Annotated in this window: 19 protein-coding genes and 1 tRNA gene; 7 read left to right on the top strand and 13 right to left on the bottom strand. The window is 68.7% G+C overall.

Features of this window, described 5'->3' with window-relative positions:
* Positions 1-3: 3 nt before the first annotated feature.
* The 5 genes from CCS38_RS19070 to CCS38_RS19050 form a co-directional block, all read right to left on the bottom strand.
* Positions 4-717, bottom strand: coding sequence for an alpha/beta hydrolase (locus CCS38_RS19070; RefSeq protein ID WP_223734499.1), 714 nt, complete (start codon positions 715-717; stop codon positions 4-6).
* Between the two features lie 44 nt (positions 718-761).
* Positions 762-1,505, bottom strand: coding sequence for an anti-sigma factor (locus CCS38_RS19065; protein WP_223734498.1), 744 nt, complete (start codon positions 1,503-1,505; stop codon positions 762-764).
* On the bottom strand, positions 1,502-2,092 hold the full coding sequence (locus CCS38_RS19060; RefSeq protein ID WP_223734497.1) for a sigma-70 family RNA polymerase sigma factor: 591 nt from the start codon (positions 2,090-2,092) through the stop codon (positions 1,502-1,504). The genes CCS38_RS19065 and CCS38_RS19060 overlap by 4 nt, the downstream gene beginning before the upstream one ends.
* Before the next feature lie 234 nt (positions 2,093-2,326).
* The gene (locus tag CCS38_RS19055; protein WP_223734496.1) at positions 2,327-2,947 is read right to left on the bottom strand and encodes a dihydrofolate reductase family protein; all 621 of its coding nucleotides are present in this window, start codon (positions 2,945-2,947) and stop codon (positions 2,327-2,329) included.
* A 58-nt stretch (positions 2,948-3,005) separates the two neighbouring features.
* Positions 3,006-3,539, bottom strand: a complete 534-nt coding sequence (locus tag CCS38_RS19050; RefSeq protein ID WP_223734517.1) for a P-loop NTPase family protein — start codon at positions 3,537-3,539, stop codon at positions 3,006-3,008.
* A 195-nt stretch (positions 3,540-3,734) separates the two neighbouring features.
* Between CCS38_RS19050 and CCS38_RS19045 the strand changes: the two genes are divergently transcribed.
* The 3 genes from CCS38_RS19045 to CCS38_RS19035 all read left to right on the top strand — a co-directional run bounded on the left by CCS38_RS19045 (position 3,735) and on the right by CCS38_RS19035 (position 6,593).
* Entirely contained in the window at positions 3,735-4,775 is a 1,041-nt protein-coding gene (locus CCS38_RS19045; protein ID WP_223734495.1) for a vWA domain-containing protein, read from the top strand.
* 100 nt (positions 4,776-4,875) lie between these two features.
* Positions 4,876-5,610 (top strand): class I SAM-dependent methyltransferase, encoded by a 735-nt coding sequence (locus CCS38_RS19040; protein WP_223734494.1) that lies wholly within the window; start codon positions 4,876-4,878, stop codon positions 5,608-5,610.
* 59 nt (positions 5,611-5,669) lie between these two features.
* Entirely contained in the window at positions 5,670-6,593 is a 924-nt protein-coding gene (locus CCS38_RS19035) for a GNAT family N-acetyltransferase (protein ID WP_223734493.1), read from the top strand.
* On the opposite strand, the gene CCS38_RS19030 is transcribed toward CCS38_RS19035, so the two are convergent.
* Positions 6,496-7,824 carry an MFS transporter gene (locus CCS38_RS19030; RefSeq protein WP_263302283.1) on the bottom strand — a complete coding sequence of 443 codons (1,329 nt, stop codon included), beginning with the start codon at positions 7,822-7,824 and terminating at the stop codon, positions 6,496-6,498. The two genes, CCS38_RS19035 and CCS38_RS19030, sit on opposite strands and share 98 nt — an antisense overlap.
* 84 nt (positions 7,825-7,908) lie before the next feature.
* On the opposite strand from CCS38_RS19030, the gene CCS38_RS19025 reads away from it, so the two are divergent.
* Positions 7,909-8,361: a winged helix-turn-helix transcriptional regulator gene (locus tag CCS38_RS19025; RefSeq protein ID WP_223734491.1), complete on the top strand. Its 453-nt coding sequence runs from the start codon at positions 7,909-7,911 to the stop codon at positions 8,359-8,361.
* 263 nt (positions 8,362-8,624) lie between these two features.
* Here the strand turns inward: CCS38_RS19025 and CCS38_RS19020 are convergent, their stop codons facing one another.
* A complete protein-coding gene (locus tag CCS38_RS19020; RefSeq protein ID WP_223734490.1) occupies positions 8,625-8,981 on the bottom strand; it encodes a helix-turn-helix transcriptional regulator in 357 nt (118 codons plus the stop codon).
* 126 nt (positions 8,982-9,107) lie between these two features.
* Between CCS38_RS19020 and CCS38_RS19015 the strand changes: the two genes are divergently transcribed.
* Positions 9,108-9,914: an ANTAR domain-containing protein gene (locus CCS38_RS19015; RefSeq protein ID WP_223734489.1), complete on the top strand. Its 807-nt coding sequence runs from the start codon at positions 9,108-9,110 to the stop codon at positions 9,912-9,914.
* 107 nt (positions 9,915-10,021) lie between these two features.
* Here the strand turns inward: CCS38_RS19015 and CCS38_RS19010 are convergent, their stop codons facing one another.
* Positions 10,022-11,230 (bottom strand): cytochrome P450, encoded by a 1,209-nt coding sequence (locus tag CCS38_RS19010; RefSeq protein WP_223734488.1) that lies wholly within the window; start codon positions 11,228-11,230, stop codon positions 10,022-10,024.
* Between the two features lie 183 nt (positions 11,231-11,413).
* On the opposite strand from CCS38_RS19010, the gene CCS38_RS35730 reads away from it, so the two are divergent.
* Entirely contained in the window at positions 11,414-12,088 is a 675-nt protein-coding gene (locus CCS38_RS35730; RefSeq protein WP_372457115.1) for a GbsR/MarR family transcriptional regulator, read from the top strand.
* A 54-nt stretch (positions 12,089-12,142) separates the two neighbouring features.
* Here CCS38_RS35730 and CCS38_RS18995 read toward each other — a convergent pair whose 3' ends face one another.
* Together CCS38_RS18995 and CCS38_RS18990 are read right to left on the bottom strand one after the other, a co-directional pair.
* Positions 12,143-12,796, bottom strand: coding sequence for an ATP-dependent endonuclease (locus CCS38_RS18995; protein ID WP_223734487.1), 654 nt, complete (start codon positions 12,794-12,796; stop codon positions 12,143-12,145).
* A 204-nt stretch (positions 12,797-13,000) separates the two neighbouring features.
* Positions 13,001-13,074 (bottom strand) — tRNA-Met (locus CCS38_RS18990).
* Positions 13,075-13,291: 217 nt separating this feature from the next.
* Between CCS38_RS18990 and CCS38_RS18985 the strand changes: the two genes are divergently transcribed.
* A complete protein-coding gene (locus CCS38_RS18985; RefSeq protein WP_223734515.1) occupies positions 13,292-13,513 on the top strand; it encodes a hypothetical protein in 222 nt (73 codons plus the stop codon).
* 307 nt (positions 13,514-13,820) lie between these two features.
* Here the strand turns inward: CCS38_RS18985 and CCS38_RS18980 are convergent, their stop codons facing one another.
* The 3 genes from CCS38_RS18980 to CCS38_RS18970 form a co-directional block, all read right to left on the bottom strand.
* On the bottom strand, positions 13,821-14,372 hold the full coding sequence (locus tag CCS38_RS18980; RefSeq protein WP_223734486.1) for a hypothetical protein: 552 nt from the start codon (positions 14,370-14,372) through the stop codon (positions 13,821-13,823).
* 317 nt (positions 14,373-14,689) lie between these two features.
* Complete coding sequence (locus CCS38_RS18975) at positions 14,690-15,124, bottom strand: DUF2267 domain-containing protein (RefSeq protein ID WP_223734485.1); 435 nt, start codon at positions 15,122-15,124, stop codon at positions 14,690-14,692.
* A gap of 117 nt (positions 15,125-15,241) precedes the next feature.
* Entirely contained in the window at positions 15,242-15,661 is a 420-nt protein-coding gene (locus CCS38_RS18970; RefSeq protein WP_223734484.1) for a DUF2267 domain-containing protein, read from the bottom strand.
* Between the last annotated feature and the right edge of the window lie 140 nt (positions 15,662-15,801).

Raw genomic sequence — 15,801 nt, 5'->3', positions numbered from 1 at the left:
CGGTCACCACTCCCGGGTGACCGGCGACGCCGCGTCGCCGGACAGTTGCTCCGCCACCACCGGCGGCAGTGGCGTCAGCCCCAGCAGGCCCGTGACCAGGGACACGGTGAGCCGGTGCCAGTCGGCGGCCCGGCGCAGCATCGCATGGTCCCCGCCGCGCATCAGCACGGCGCACGACCGAGCGCCCGCGTCCGTGGCCCGCACGGCGAACCGCCAGGAGGCGTCGGGCCGGGTCGTACGGTCCCGGTCACCGTGTACGAGGACGAGGCGGCGGCCGTGCAGATGCGCCACCGGCTCGTCCTCGGGACACCACGGGGCGAGGGCCACGACCGAGCGGACCAGCGGATGCCCGGCGACCCGCAACGCTGCGCGGCCGCCCATGGAGTGCCCGACCAGCACGACGGGCACCTCCCCCACCCGCTGGGCCAACTCGTCCAGCGCGCGCCGCGCGTCCAGCGCCGCGTCGTTCCGGTCGCCGTTCCACCCGCGGTGGCGGTAACGCACCTCCCCCACAAAGACGCCGTCCCCCCTCGTCGCCCGCGCTGTCGCCCGCGTGAAAGGACGCATCCGGGCTCCGGCCGGATTCCAGCGCGGGGGCGGGCCGAGTCCGTCGGAGCGCCCGCCGTGGAGCACCAGTACGGCAGCTTCCGGCACCCGGACGGTGGTACGCGTCACCAACGCGGAGCGCACTCCGGCCACCCGCGAAGCGTCAGCCATGCCCGACCTCATCTCTCTCCGCGGGCCTGTCCGCGGTTCTCTCCTCACGCGGGGAATTCCAGCAGACCGATCGGTGCGGAGGTGGGCTGGGCGGAGCCGCCATCGGGTTCCACGGTGATGCCCATCCCCGACGCCCTGCCCACGGGGCCTTCCAGCAGCGCGGCGCGGGCGCCGCCGTCCGCGCCCATCAATCCGGCGGACCGCATGGTGCCGCCGTCGTTGAACCACAGCTGGTACACCTTGTCCTCGGGCAGTGCGGGCAGCCCCGAGGCGAGGAACACCGCCTTGTCCCGGGCGCGGGAGACCACCACGGTGCCGGTCGCCCCGTCCTTGAGCCGGCCCTTGGTGACCTTGGCGTCCGGCGCGGTGAACACGGCACTGAGCCGGGCCGCCTGTTCCTCGGCCTGGTGGGCCCGGCTGCGCGCGTCCTGGGCCGCCTGGTGCTGCCAGACGGCGACCCCGCCGAATGCCGCCGCTGCCGCCACGCACGCCGCCAGCGCGAAGCGCGACAGCGAGCGGCTCCACCCCCGGGCGCCGCCGCGCGCCGCGACCTGCGGCGGTTCCTGCCGTACGGAGTCGATCGCCTGCAGCACCCGGTCCTTCATCTCCGGCGGCGGGGTCTCGGCGACGGCCAGCCCCAGCCGTTCGGCGGTGGCGGAGAACTCCCGCACCTCCTGCGTGCACGCCTCGCACACGGCCAGATGCCGCTCGAACTCGTGGCGTTCCGCGGGGGGCAGCGCGTGCAGTACGTACGCTCCGGTCGCGGTGTGCAGATCGGCGCTGGTCATACGCTCACCCCCAGGCAGTCACGGAGCCGGATCAGCCCGTCGCGCAGCCGTGTCTTCACCGTTCCCAACGGCAGCGACAGGAGCTGGGCGATCTCGCGGTACGTCAGTCCCCGGTAGTAGGCGAGGGTCACCGATTCCCGCTGCAGCTTCGTCAGGGCGCCCATGCACCGGCGCACCCGTTGCCGCTCCCAGCGGCTTTCGACCTGCTCGGTGACCTCGTCGTACGCGGGGGTGTGGTCGAGCAGCGCCGCCTTGTGCTCGCGTTCGGCCTGGGCCTGCGCCGCCCGTACTCGGTCGACCGCACGCCGGTGGGCCAGCATCATCACCCACGTCATCGCCCGGCCCCGGTCGGCACGGAAGCGGGCCGCACAGCGCCAGACCTCGATGAGCACCTCCTGGGTGACCTCCTCGGACTGGGCCGGATCACGCAGAATGCGGCGGACCACGCCCAGCACGGGACCACTCACCCGGTCGTACACCGCGCTGAAAGCCTCCAGGTCACCGCCTGCGACCCGGTTCAGCAACGCTTCCAGATCGGGCCCCCGTGGCTCGGCCGGCGAGTCGGCGGCGGTGTCAGCGGATCTCATGCAACTCCCTCATCGGCCCTACCTCGGAGCATCCCGTACGGACAGAAGTGATTCGGAGCCGACGCCCGGAAGGATTGGTCCGAGCGGGAGAAAATCCCACGCAGTCCACGCAGCAGAATCCGAGGTGAGCGGCTGATCGAAAGTTCCGGTTCCACCTCAGCCCTGTGCTCACGGCCCGTACGACGACCGGGTCCTTCTGCCGGGTTACTTCGGCCACCGTCTCGGCGGCGGCCTTCAGTCGGGCGTGGCCGTTGCGTACTGCGGGCGCCCGGCGGGCCGGTAGACCTGGATCGTCACCCCCTTCGCAGTGGACTGCGAGTCGACCAGTTCGAGTGCTGTGTCCGGGCCGGTGTCGGGGAAGAGCCGTGTGCCCTGGCCGATGATCACGGGATACGTGAGCAGGGTGATCTCGTCGACGAGCTGATTGTCGAACAGCCGGCGGACCAGGTTGCCACTGCCGTGTACCTGCAGCTCACCCGCCTGCTCGGCTTTCAGCTCAGCGATGGCCGCCGCGACGTCACCGGAGAGCACGGTCGTGTCCGCCCATTGCGGGTCGGTGAGCGTGGTCGATGCCACGTACTTGGGCCGCGTGTTCAACGCCGCTGCGACGGGATCGCCCGAGTCAGCCCTCGCTCCCCAGTAGCCGGCAAAGATCTCGTAGGTCAGCCGGCCGAACAGGAACGCGTCGGCGCGCTGATAGACCCGGTTGACGAACGCCGCGGCCTCGTTGTCCTCGCCGAAAAGCGGCAGAGCCCATCCGCCCCGCTCGAATCCGCCCCTGCGGTCCTCATCGGCCCCGCCGAGTCCCTGCATCACGCCGTCGACGGAGACGTGCGTGACGGTCGTCAGTTTCATGGTCACGGTTCCCTTCTCGCTGGGTTTCGCCGTTTCACCCTCGCCCGCGAGCACGGGATCAGTCTTCCCGCGCGGGCAGGTGGGCCAGGCCGGTGTCGAGCATGATCCGGCTGACGGTTTCACGCAGGGTGCTGGTGGCGCCGATGACGGTCTCGATGCCGTCGGGCAGCAGATCGAGGGGCCGGTACCAGTCGCGCATCTCCGCTTCCCCGACCCCGCTGAACTGCGGCTTGGTGGCATGCCGGACCAGGGTCTCGGCGAAGGGCACGTCCAGGTAATAACCGTGGGTCGGCCCCCGGTGATCCGTGCGCAGCCGTGTGAGCATCTGCCCGTAGTGATCGGCGTAGAGGATGCCCTCGACGACGACGTGGTAACCGGCGTCCAGGGCGTAGCGGGCCGTCAGATCGATCAGGCCGATGTTCGCCGCGCCCGGCCGGTCGTGCTCACGCAGGACGACCCTGCGCAGGTTGTCCTGTCCGACCAGCGCCAGTCCCCGGCCGAACCGCTTGCGCAGACCGGCCGCAACGGATGACTTCCCCGAGGCGCTGTTCCCGCGCAGGAACACCAGCCGGGTCTCCTCGCTACCCACCATCACGACACCGACGGTACCGACGACCACTGACACCAGAAGGTGCGGTGGGGGCAGCCGTTCGACTGCCCCCGTAGAAGCACCCGTGGGACCTGCCCGCCGACCCCTGCGCCCTGCCGTCGTCCCGGCTTCCAAGATCGATTGTCAGTGGTGGGTGAGAAGCTGGAAGCATCCAGTGGGAAGAGGGGGAACACAGTCATGTCCGGAAGCCAGAACTACATCAACCACGTTGCTCTTGTCTTGGATGCCAGCTCGTCCATGTCACACCTGAGCCGCAAGGTCGTTGAGGTCGCCGACCAGCAGATCGCCTATCTGGCCCGCCGATCGAAGGAGTTGGACCAGGAGACCCGCGTCACGGTGTACGTCTTCGCGGACAAGGTGGAGTGCGTCATCTACGACAAGGACGTGCTGCGGATGCCGTCCCTGAAGCAGCTGTACCGGGTCGGTGGGATGACGGCTCTCCTGGCGGCCACACTCAAGTCGCAGCGGGAGCTGGCGCAGACCGCTCAACTGTACGGCGACCACAGCTTCCTGACGTTCGTACTGACCGACGGGCAGGAGAACGCAAGCCATCGCTGCCCGGACGCCCCTGCCGGCAACACGCGGGAGCTGGTGCAGGCCGTGGCCACGATGAGCGAGACGCAGGAGGACAACTGGACGCTGGCCGTCCTCGTGCCGGACCAGATGGGCAAGCGCGAGGCCATGCAGTGCGGCTTCCCGAAGGACAACATCGCCATCTGGGACGCCACGAGCACCCAGGGCCTGGAGGAGGCCGGGCAGGTCATCCAGCAGGCCACCGAGAACTTCATGATGGGCCGCGCCCAGGGCATCCGGGGCTCGCGGGCGGTGTTCTCCACGGGGGCGGAGGTAGTCAACAAGGACACCATCAAGGCAGCCGGCCTCACGCCGGTGAAGCCGTCGGAGTACCAGCTGATACCGGTGGCCCGCGCGGCGGCGATTCGGGACTGGGTCATCGAATGCGGGCACACTTACCGCACCGGTTGTGCGTTCTACCAGTTGAGTAAGTCGGAGAAGATCCAGGCACGGAAGCAGATCGCGGTGCTGGAGAAGAAGACGGACCGGGTGTACACGGGCCCGCAGGCCCGAGCCCTGCTCGGCCTGCCGGACACGGAAGTCCGCGTGAAGCCGGACCACAACGACGACTTCACCATCTTCGTGCAGAGCACCAGCGTGAACCGCAAGCTAGTACCGCACACGCGGCTCCTGCTGATGATCTGACGCCTCACAGCCCCGCCGGCCCGACCGGCGGGGCTCCCTCCTAATGCAACATGCCGCTCACGCATGGCCTCAGTAACCGGAGCCACGTACCTTCGACTGCATGGCTGACGAATGTTTCGGGCATCCACGGCTCGCCGCGATCTATGACTCGCTCGACCCTGATCGCAGCGATCTCGACGCGTACGTACACATGGCGGAAGAGGCCGGAGCACGTCGGGTACTGGACATCGGATGCGGGACGGGAGTGTTCGCGCTGCTCTTGGCCGATCGCGGGATCGAGGTTGTCGGGGTGGACCCCGCCGAGGCGTCGATCGAAGTGGCTCGGGGCAAGCCGGGCAGTGAACGGGTGCGGTGGATCTGCGGTGACGTGTCGGCACTCCCACCACTGCAGGTCGATCTCGCGACCATGACGGCGAACGTGGCTCAGGCCATCGTGGACCCGGATCTGTGGCAGCAGACTCTGGGCAGGGCGTACGAATCACTGCGGCCAGGCGGGCGCTTGATGTTCGAGACCCGGGATCCGGCCAGGCGTGCCTGGGAGGAGTGGAACCGGGTGGATTCCTACCACGTGACGGAGATCCCGGGCGTCGGCGCGGTCGAGAGCTGGGTCGAGGTGACCGACGTAAGTCGGCCGCTGGTGACGTTTCGTTGGACCTACGTGTTCGCGGCGGACGGCCAAGTGCTGACCTCGGCTTCGACGTTGCGTTTCCGTGAGCGGGAGGAGGTCGAGGCGGACCTGTTCGCGCAGGGGTATGCGATCGACGACGTACGTGAAGCCCCTGACCGCCCGGGCCGGGAGTTCGTCTTTCTCGCGCAGCGTCCGGAGGCGGGCTGAGCGTGAGTCTCCCGCGCCAGCCGGAGCCCCGAAGTCGAGTGCATGAGGGATCATGAAGCATGCGCCCGGATGGCTGGTACCTCACCGAAGACGTCGACGAATTCCTCGACCGAGCCGGGGAATTCCTGCGCTCGCGCCCCGCTCTGCACAACACACCGCTGACAGTGACCGAGAAACTCCGCACGCTCGGTGCCGCCGCGTACGGCGCCGGAGTCCCCGTCTTCGGCCGGCTGGAGCGAGCGGGCGAAGTTGATGCCACCTTCTACCGCCTCCCCTCCCGCGGCCTGAGCACCACCTCGCTCACTCCGGAGCAGGCCGATGCGCTCGCCGCCCGCCTGGCTGCCCTTGGGCACGCCCTTCCGTACGTCAGCGCGGACCACAGCACCGCCACTGCTTTCGCCGAGGCATGGCAGCGGCACACAGGCGCAACGCCGACGCTCCGCGTGCGGCTCCACCTGTACCGCCTCGGCACGCTCATCCCGCCGGAGCCGGTCCCAGCAGGCCAGGGCCGACTCGTGGGCGAGCGGGACCATGAGCACCTCATGCGCTGGTGCCGGGAGTTCGCCGCGGATGTCGGGGAGGACGTCACCATCAACGCCGCTTCCTGGGCCGGCACCCGCTTCGCCGAGAAGCGCTATACGTGGTGGGAGACCCCGGACGGCACGCCCGTCTCCATGGCGGGTGCGAACCCGATGGTCGCCGGCATGGTCCGGGTGGACCCCGTCTATACCCCGGCCCACCTGCGCGGTCGCGGCTACGCGGGCGCCGTGACGGTCGAGGTCAGCCGCGCCGCGCTCGCCGCAGGCGCCAAGGAGGTCGTGCTGTACACGAACGCGGCCAACCCCACCAGCAACGCTCTCTACCAGCGCATCGGCTACGTCCCGCTCACCGACTTCGCCGTGTACGACTTCGCGTATGCCGCACAGGAAGCGGCGCGGCGCCGTGTCGAGTGCATGCCCACAGCGCCAGTCCCAGGCAGCTGAATGCGGCACCGAGCGCGCATACTGCGCCCCAGCCGGCCACCGAGTAGAGGGAGGTCGCGGCGATGGCGCCGGTGGCGCTGCCGAGCGAGTAGAAGACCATGTATCCGCCGATCAGCCGACTGCCCGCTTCCGGATGCAGCGCGTAGATGAGCGTCTGGTTGGTGACATGGACCGCCTGCACGGCGAGGTCGAGCAGGATCACTCCGACGACCAGGGCCCAGAGTGAGCTGCGGGTGAAGGCCAGAGGCAGCCACGAGGCGGTGAGCAGCGCCAGGGCGATGCCGGTGGTCCGCCGGGAGAGTCCGCGGTCGTTCAGGCGGCCCGCCGCGGTCGCGGCCAGGGCGCCGGCGACACCGATCAGCCCCAGCGCCCCGATCGCGCTGTGGGGCAGGAAGTACGGGGCTTCGCTGAGCGGCAGCGCGACGCTGCTCCACAGGGTGCTGAAGGCGGCGAAGATCAGTAGTCCGAACAGGGCCCGCAGTCGCAGCAGTTGTTCCCGTGCGAACAGGGTGATCGTGGAGCGCAGGAGCTGTCCGTAGCGCAGAGTCGCCGGCGGCGCGGCGCTGTGGCGCGGCAGCACTCGGTACAGGACCAGGGCGAGCAGCGCGGTGAGCGACGCCGAGGCCAGGTAGACGGAGCGCCAGCCCGCGAGGTCGGCCATGAGGCCGGATGCGGTGCGGGCGAGCAGGATCCCGATGACCACGCCGCTGGTGACCAGACCGACGACCCGGCCGCGCCCGGCACTCGGGGCGAGTGATGCCGCGAAGGCCACCAGCGTCTGCGTGACGACCGCGAGAAGCCCCGTCGCGGCCATGCCCGCGAGCAGCATCGCCGCGTTGTGGGCGACGGCCACCACGACCAACGCCAGTACGAGAAGGAGCAGTTGGGACACGATGAGCCTGCTGCGGTCGGTCACGTCGCCCAGCGGCACGAGGAAGAAGAGCCCCAGCCCGTATCCGACATGCGTGAGGGTGACCACGCTGCCGACAAGCGCCGGGCTCATGGCCAGGTCGCGGCCCATGGTCACCAGGAGCGGCTGGGAGAAGTAGACGTTGGCCACCGCGACCCCGCAGGCGACGGCGAACAGTGCGACGACGCCACGGGAGAGGACGAACGCGGAGCCTTCTCCGCCGCCGCTTCGAGCCTCGGCCGGTCGCGTCTCGGCCCGTCGTGTCTCGGTCCGTCGCGTCACAGCCTCATCGTTTCCGGGCACCGGCACTCCCCCGCACATCTGGTTTCATCTTGCTACCAATAATGACGGCGACGGTAGCCCGGTTGGTAGCATGTTGCAACCGTTGTGAGAGTGAGGGACGCCATGGTGACCAGGACGCGCTTCGACGACAGCGAATGCCCCGTCGCCCGGTCGGTGGACGCGATCGGCGACTGGTGGTCCCTGCTGATCGTGCGGGACGCCTTCGACGGAAGCCGTCGCTTCGGGGAGTTCCAGCGCAGCCTCGGCGTGGCGAAGAACATCCTCACCACGCGGCTGCGCACCCTGGTCGCCGGCGGTGTACTCGAATCCGTCCCCGCCTCGGACGGCAGCGCCTACCGCGAGTACGTACTGACTCCGAAGGGCAAGGCGCTCTTCCCCGTCATCGTGGCGCTGCGGCAGTGGGGCGAGCAGCACTTCTTCGACCCCGACGAACCACACTCGGAGTTGGTCGACCGCCGACAGGGACATCCCCTCCGCGCGCTGGAAGTTCTGTCCGCGGACGGGCGGCGGCTGGACCCTGATGACACCACCGTCCACAAGGTCGCCACCCAGTGAACGGTGAACAGTGATGTGAACCGGAGACCCGGTGACCCGAACGGGAGACCGTCCCGTTGCGCTCCGCGACCCACCCGGCCGGCAGGTCGACGGGCGACAGGCAACGGGTAACGAGCAACGGGCTGGCTAAGCATCGGCTCCGCAGGGCGTCCGCGTCGTGATCCAGAGCCGTAATCGAGAGCTTTCACGCGCCGCTTGGCCACCACCGGCAGAAGGGAGGCGCCTCCTCCAGGAGGGGGTCCGCAGGCACGATTTTGCGGCGGTCAAGCCCTGGAGCGGGGTCGGCTGGTGTTGTCGGAGAACGCGGGTGTGGTGCGGTTGGCTTCGTCCTGGACGAGCAGGGAGAGCAGGGAGGCCACCGTCAGGCCGGCTTCGGCCGGGTGACGCAGGACCTTGCTGGGATCGATGCGGTACAGGTTGGTGCGCCCCTCCCGGGTGTGGGAGAGGTAACCGTCCTGCTCCAGGTCGGCGATGATCTTCTGGACGGCGCGTTCGGTAAGGCGGCAGTACGCCGCGATGTCACGGATGCGGGCGCTGTGATTGTCAGCGATGGCTGCCAGCACTCGCGCGTGATTGGTGATGAACGTCCATCCGGTGTAGGGCTCGGGCACTCCATCCATCCCCCCACTTTAACGACCGGGCATGCACGCTTTCAAAAACACGTACTCTTTTTCAGGTATTAGTTGACGTGTGTGGGCGGGGACGGCAGCCTGAGAGCGGTCGTAGGCACAGACAAGGGAGAGGCCATGCCAGAGCCTGCGTACTCTGAGCAGCCCCCTGCCGGAGCGGGTTCCGGGCACGGGGAGGGTTGCCTTCCGCCGACTGCGGTCCAGCCGTTTCTGGCAGCGATCGATGTCCTGCCGGACGGCGACCGGGTGACCGCAGCGATACGAGGAGAGCTCGACCTGGACGCCGCCCAGTGGCTCCGAACTTACCTGTGCCCAGCCCTCAGTCGCTCAGCCACCGGCGTCGATCTGGACCTGCAGGAGGTCGAGTTCTGCGACTGTTCCGGCCTCAACTTTCTGCTCAGCCTGCGCCAGCGCGCCCTGGAACAGGGCAAGACCGTCACCCTCCTCTGCAGCAGCCCCGCGGTAGAGCGGCTGCTCGATCTGACCAGCTCGAAGAACCTGTTCACGCCTCCGAACCCGGACGACAAGCACATGACATCCTCTACCGCCCACGAAGCGGGCCCGCCCAAGGACACCAACCAGGATCTGCATGCCCTGGTCGCCCAACTGCGACGGGCCATGCAGACCCGGCCGACCATCGACCTGGCCCGCGGCATGTTGATGGCCTCCTTCAGTCTGAGTCCCGAGGCCGCCTGGGATGTGCTGGTCACGGCCTCACAGAACACCAACACCAAGCTGTACCGGCTGGCCGGAGACCTGGTGAACACCACTCAGGGCACCGAGTTGCCCCCGGCGGTACAGCAACAGCTCAGGGCCGCCGTCGCCAAGGCCAGGGCAGCACCGGCGGCGCCGCCCCCGCAGCCCGGACCACCGGAGCTGCAGAACACCGCATCGGAACCGCTCAGCACCCAGCCCGATTCCTAGCTGCCCTCGATTGGCCAATTGGCTGCCCTCCACTCGGTTCCGGCTTCCGCTGGTACCGAGTGGAGGGCGGGCCGAGGACAGCGGCCTCACCCGTCACCGGCTCGCGGTCACACGTCCCAAGTGACCGGAAGGCTCTTCACTCCGAAGATGTCCGCGGTCTCCGGGCGCAGGCTGACCTCTTCGGCCGGTACGGCCAGGCGCAGTGTGGGGAAGCGCTGGACCAGGGCGGTGAGCGCGACCCGCATTTCGACGCGGGCCAGCTGCTGGCCCAGGCACTGGTGGATGCCGTGGCCGAAGGCCAGATGTCCGCCGTCCTGCCTCTGCAGGTCGAGCCGGTGAGGGTCGGCGAAGCGCTCGGGGTCACGGTTGGCGGTGTGGTACGACAGGATGACGGGCGAGCCGGCCTCGATGGTCCGGCCGCCCAACTCGACGTCCTCCAGCGCCGTCCGCATGAACGTCTTGGCGACGCTCAGATACCGCAGCAACTCCTCCACGGCCCGGTCGGCGAGCGCGGGATCGGCGCGCAGCGCGGCCAGTTGCGCCGGGTTCTGCAGCAGCGCGAAGGTACCCAGCGCCAGCATGTTGGCCGTGGTGTCGAACCCGGCCGCCAGCAGAATCAGGGCGATCCCCTTCAACTCCTCATCGTTCAGATCGCTGTCGGTGAGGTCGCTGAGCACGTCGTCGGTGGGGTGCGCGCGCTTGGCGGCCACCAGCTCCGCGAGGTAGTTCTGGGTCGCGGTGTACGCCGCTATCAGCTCCTCGTCGCTCGTCTCCCCGTCCATGAACGACTCGACGTTCTCCTGGAAGGAGCCCCGGTCCTCGTACGGCACCCCCAGCAGCTCGCAGATGATGATGGCGGGGATGGGCTTGGCGAACGCGGTCACCAGGTCCGCCGGCGGCCCGGCCTTCTCCATGGCGTCCAGGCAGTCGGCGGTGATCTGCTCGACGCGGTCGGTGAGCAGTCGCATCCGCCGTACGGTGAACTTGCCCATCAGCGGCTTGCGATAGCGCCTGTGCTGCGGGTCGTCCATGAGGAGGAATTCGCCGGGCGGCGCCGGAGGTACCTCGATGTCGCCGTAGTCGATGGTCGGGTGGTACCGCATGAGCTCTTTGCGCGAGCTGAACCGTGAATCGGCCAGCACCGACCTGACCAGGTCGAATCCGGTGATCAGCCAACCGGGCTTTCCGCCGGGGAAGGTGTAGCGGCTGATGGGGCTGTGCCGGCGGGCCTCGATCAGCTCTGCCGGCGGGTCGAAAGGGCAGCCGGACTGACGCGTCGTCGGCAGCGTCGTGACGGTGTGCAGGGATTCCCCCATGGCCATTCCTCATCTCGCGATAGGACGTGTTTGGCTCGATCCGAAAGCTACGTTGCATTCAGCATCGCGTCAATTGAATGAATGCCATACACCCAGGTGAGAGGCGGGAAATTGATGCAATGACCCTGAGCTCGAATGCAACGCTTCGTTGCAATGAATGACGGCGAAGGCAATACTGACGGCATGCCAGGAGGACGATTGACCCAGCAGGACCGCCAGCGCATCGCGGCCGGACTCGCCGACGGGCTCTCCTACGCCGAGATCGCCAGGCGGCTCGACCGTACGACCTCGACGATCAGCCGGGAGGTCGCACGCAACGGCGGCCCCGGCGGCTACCGGCCCCAGCAGGCGCACCAAGCGACGGTCCAGCGGGCGCGGCGTGGCACACCGGCACCCGCACGTGCGGCCAGTGCGCCGAGCGGCACGGCGGAAGAGGAGATCATCGAGCTGGCGGTCAGGTCGGGGCTGCCGCGGATGACGGCGCGCGTGCACGTCGACCTGTTGCTGTCCGAGGACGGCAGGCGCACGGCAGCCGAGCTGGCCCGCCGGCTCAACATCAGCCCGGCCTCCGTCTCCGTTGCCGTCAACTTCCTGGTCCAGCACGGGTATGTCCGGCGCGAGCGCGATCCGCAGCGGCGTCGCGACGTCTATGTGGTCGACGACGACGCCTGGTACAACTCCGTCGTGATCAGCTCACGGCAGACGCTCGAGTCGGCGCGGGCCGCGATGGCGGCGGCGGAGAGGTTCGGGCCCGACAGCCCCGTGGGGCAGCGGCTGGCCAAGGGAGGCACGTTCCTGGAACGGGTCGTCCTGGACATGAGGGAGTCGGCCGACCGCTGGCGCACGCTCCTGACGTGAGGGATCCCGGCCGAATCACTCCACTCGGACACCCTCCGGCCGCCCTCGGCCGGGTCATACGTGCGCGAGAAGGCTGTCCAACGGCCGGGGAACGCGCTCCGGATCCAGGTGCGCGACCAGCGCCTGCGCGTAGAGCGCCTTGCGGCCGCTGTGCGTGCCCATGAAGCGCCGCAGTTGGTGTTCCACGGGCCGTTCCCGCTGCGCCGGCTGGCCCTGAAAGATGCGGAAGGGGCGCATCTCGCCCTGGGCGTCGATGACTTGCTGCACGCCGTCGGCCCCGAGAGCGCGGATCAGCTCGTCCTCCAGGTCGGCGACGCACACATGGAACCCGAGTGCCTCCAGTCCGGCGTGCGTGAGACCGGACCCGAGCCCGACCCGCTCCAGATGACGCCGGAAATGCCGCTCCTCGCCGATGTCGCAGAGACCGGCCAGCGGGAGGCCGAGTCCCGGAGGACCGCACACGTCCAGGAAGCGTCCGATGCTCGTCGCACCTCCCAGCGGTACTACCGCGACGCCCTCCGCACCAAGATCGCGACCGTAGCGCGTGGCCAGCGCTTCGAGCGCGACCTGATCACTGCTCCCCTCGACGAGCACGACCGTCCGCACACCGCCGGCCAGCTCCCGCGCCGCCGCGGCTGCCGCGCCCGCCCCCGCTCCGCCGGCCGCCCACGCGACCAGCGCCAGGCGGAATCGCCTCAACTCGTCCACGAGACCTCGCTTCCCGCCGCCATCGTGGCACGGCCGAGATCCCGTACGCAGCACGTTTTCCGGGAGCGCTGACACGAAAAACCGGAGGAGATCCGGCTTCGGATGAACAGTTTCGAACAGCTTCGAGCGGACAGCTTCGGATGAACGGCTTCGGGCGGTGGGGACAAGAAGGCCCCCGACCTGTGGTCGGGGGCCTCTCTCAAGTAGCGGGGACAGGATTTGAACCTGCGACCTCTGGGTTATGAGCCCAGCGAGCTACCGAGCTGCTCCACCCCGCGTCGGTGAACCTCACTCTACGCCATGTTTCACCGCATCGACGCATGCGACGGCCGTGGGCCGCTCGCGATGCCGCCGGCGGGCGCTCGCAGCCCTGCGTCCCGGGAGTGCACCCCATGCCCCCGGAACCGTCCTGGGGAGTCACGCTTCACGCACCCGGATGAGGAGCAAAAGGCCCTGAAGCTGTTCACCGAGCGGATCAGGCGCATACTGGTGGCAATGACAAAGCCAGCCGCGCTGAAGCGCCATTTGCCTACCAGCCCCTTCAAGGCCCCGGATACGCTGCCTCTCAAGCAGTTTGCCGTGGGCGATCGGGTCACCCACGACGTGTACGGCCTCGGCCGCGTGATCGGCATCGAGGACGGGATCGCGGTTCTTGTGGATTTCACCTCCGCACAAGAGCGGATCATGAGTCCGTACGCCAAGATGAGCAAGCTGTAAGACCGCTGTGCCCGGTCACGGCGCACTGGTCCCCACCATGTCCATGTCACGAATGGGAGACCTCTCATCGACCTGACCTCGCTGTTCTCCGCTCCGGAAGGGGCGCCCCGCCGCGCCACTCCAGCATCGCTGCCTCCGACGACGAACCCCTTCCAGGTCCCGGACTTCGAGGAGAGCGAGACCTTCCCGCTCACGGATGTGCAGGACGAAACCTGACGGGCAATCAACCCACAGGCCGACAGCCTTGGTGAGCAGCGCGTACCACCAGCTTCCCCTCGCCCCCGGTGCGCAACCGGGGGCGAACGGACTATCGCCCGCTGGGGAGGATCTCCAGGGTGACGGCGGAGTAGAGGCTGCTGACCGACCCGGCTCCGAGTGTGCATTTCGTGATGTCGACGGAGGGCGCAACGTTCTGTTGTAAGACGGCTTGGCCCTTGAACAAGCCCTCGGTGACGGTCCCGGTCAGAGTGAGGGTGAAGAGCGCGCCCGCGACGTTGGCAACTCGCTTGCCCTTGACAGTGGAGGTCTGGCCGTTGTCCCAGGTGATGGTGAACTTGGCAGTTTCCCTGTCGAGGAGCTGCTGGCAGGACATCCGGCGATTGAACCGAGCCTTGCGGCTACCGGAGGTCACACCCGGGACTGTGGAGACACAGGGGCCGTACTGAGTGCTGACAGTGGCGGTCGTGCTCGCTGGGGTCCGGGTCAGAGGCGGGTCGAAGGTATTGATCTGGCTGCTGCTGGGCGCAGTGCATGTGACGGTGTCGAGGGCGTCGGCGTGGGCTGGGCCGGCGGTCGTCAACGAGCCGGCGAGCAGACTGACGACGCTCAGGACGCCGACGATGAGGTTGCGTGTGCGCACGGTACTCCGTTTCGAGCTGTGGGCAGAGGCGCGAGCAAGGGCGAGTGGTGCAGCAGCGCCGTTGGAGGCGCTTGTCCGAGCCCGCGACTGCTACCTAAGCGGCGTAGGAGGAGCCGAACAACCAGTGCGGCAGAGTCTTGGCGTGAACCGGACACGCCCGACGGGCACTTCGGCGCATCATGCACCCCACGGCCCGGCCACCACTTCTCCCGTCGGGCCGTGCCCGGCTGCCGAACGACCGAGCTTCAGGGGCCGGGCAGCCTTCGAGCGACTGCCCGGCCCCTGATCCCGCATGGGACGACGTCTCGGAGCGTCCGTCAAGCGGCCTGAACGAGTTCGGCGCGGCCGAACAGGATGGCGTAGCCGGACGGGAGTTGGACGAGGATGCGGTCCAGCAGGCTGGGGCCGGCCAGGTGGGCGACGACGCCGAGGACGGAGCCGGCGTCCCAGCGCGTGGTGGCCAGGGTGCCGCCCGTGCGGGCGGCGAGGTCCTTGATGAAGAACCAGCCGGTCAGGGAGTCGGCTTCGGGTATCTGCGAGGTGAAGATCTGCGCGGCCTGGCGGGGCAGGCGGGCGGCGAGTTCGACGCGTTCCTCGCCGGTGATCCGCCGGCCGAGGGCGGCCAGTACGGCGCGGGTGACTTCTTCGGCTCGTTCGCGGGTGGGGTAGGCGCCGTCGTAGCGGACGCGTTCCAGCATCTGTGCGTAGGACAGGGCCGGCGTGGTCGCGGTCTGCTGCGAGGGGGACTGCATCGGTGGACGGGTGCCTTTCTCGGTCAGGGGGTTGTCAAGTGGTAAGGGGATCGTTCCGGCGGCTTTCGGTGAGGGGATGGATCCGGGTGGCGGCCGGCCGGTGACGGGCGGCGTGGCTCAGCGGTTCGATGGGCTGTGTTCAGGAGCCGTGGTCTCCTGGGGACGGCCGAAGAGCAGGTCGTAGCCCGGGGGAAGTTGGAACAGGATGCGGCGGGTGAGCTCCTCGCCGGCCGCGTCCGCGGCGACGCTGAGTACGGCGCTGACATCCCAGGCGGCGGTCTGCTCGGTGGCCCCCTCGATCCACGCCGCGGTGGCGCGCACGAACCGCTCCGCAGAGAGAGGTTCGGCGGCCTGCAGCGGATTCAGCAGAATCAGGGAGAAGGTCTCCGGGAGCCGCGCGGCCAGCTCGGCCCGCACCTCGCCCACCAAGTGCGCACCCAGCAGCGCCAGGACGATGCGCGCCGCCCGATCGGCCTCCGTACGGGTCGGGTACTCGCCGCGTTCTTGGACCTGATCCAGGAACGCTTCCCGCTGCATGACCACCGCGATCCCCTCTTCCGTTCATGGGTCCGTACGCCGTCGTACGTGAGTCGGTACGTGTGTTCTGGGGCGGCGGAGGAGCGGGTGTTGAGGGGCAGATCAACTCGCCCTCCGCCGCCGCGAGGGTGACGTGTCAG

The sequence above is a fragment of the Streptomyces purpurogeneiscleroticus genome (genome assembly GCF_020024005.1).
Taxonomy (GTDB): domain Bacteria; phylum Actinomycetota; class Actinomycetes; order Streptomycetales; family Streptomycetaceae; genus Streptomyces; species Streptomyces purpurogeneiscleroticus.
This window is presented reverse-complemented; position numbering and strand designations above follow the sequence as displayed.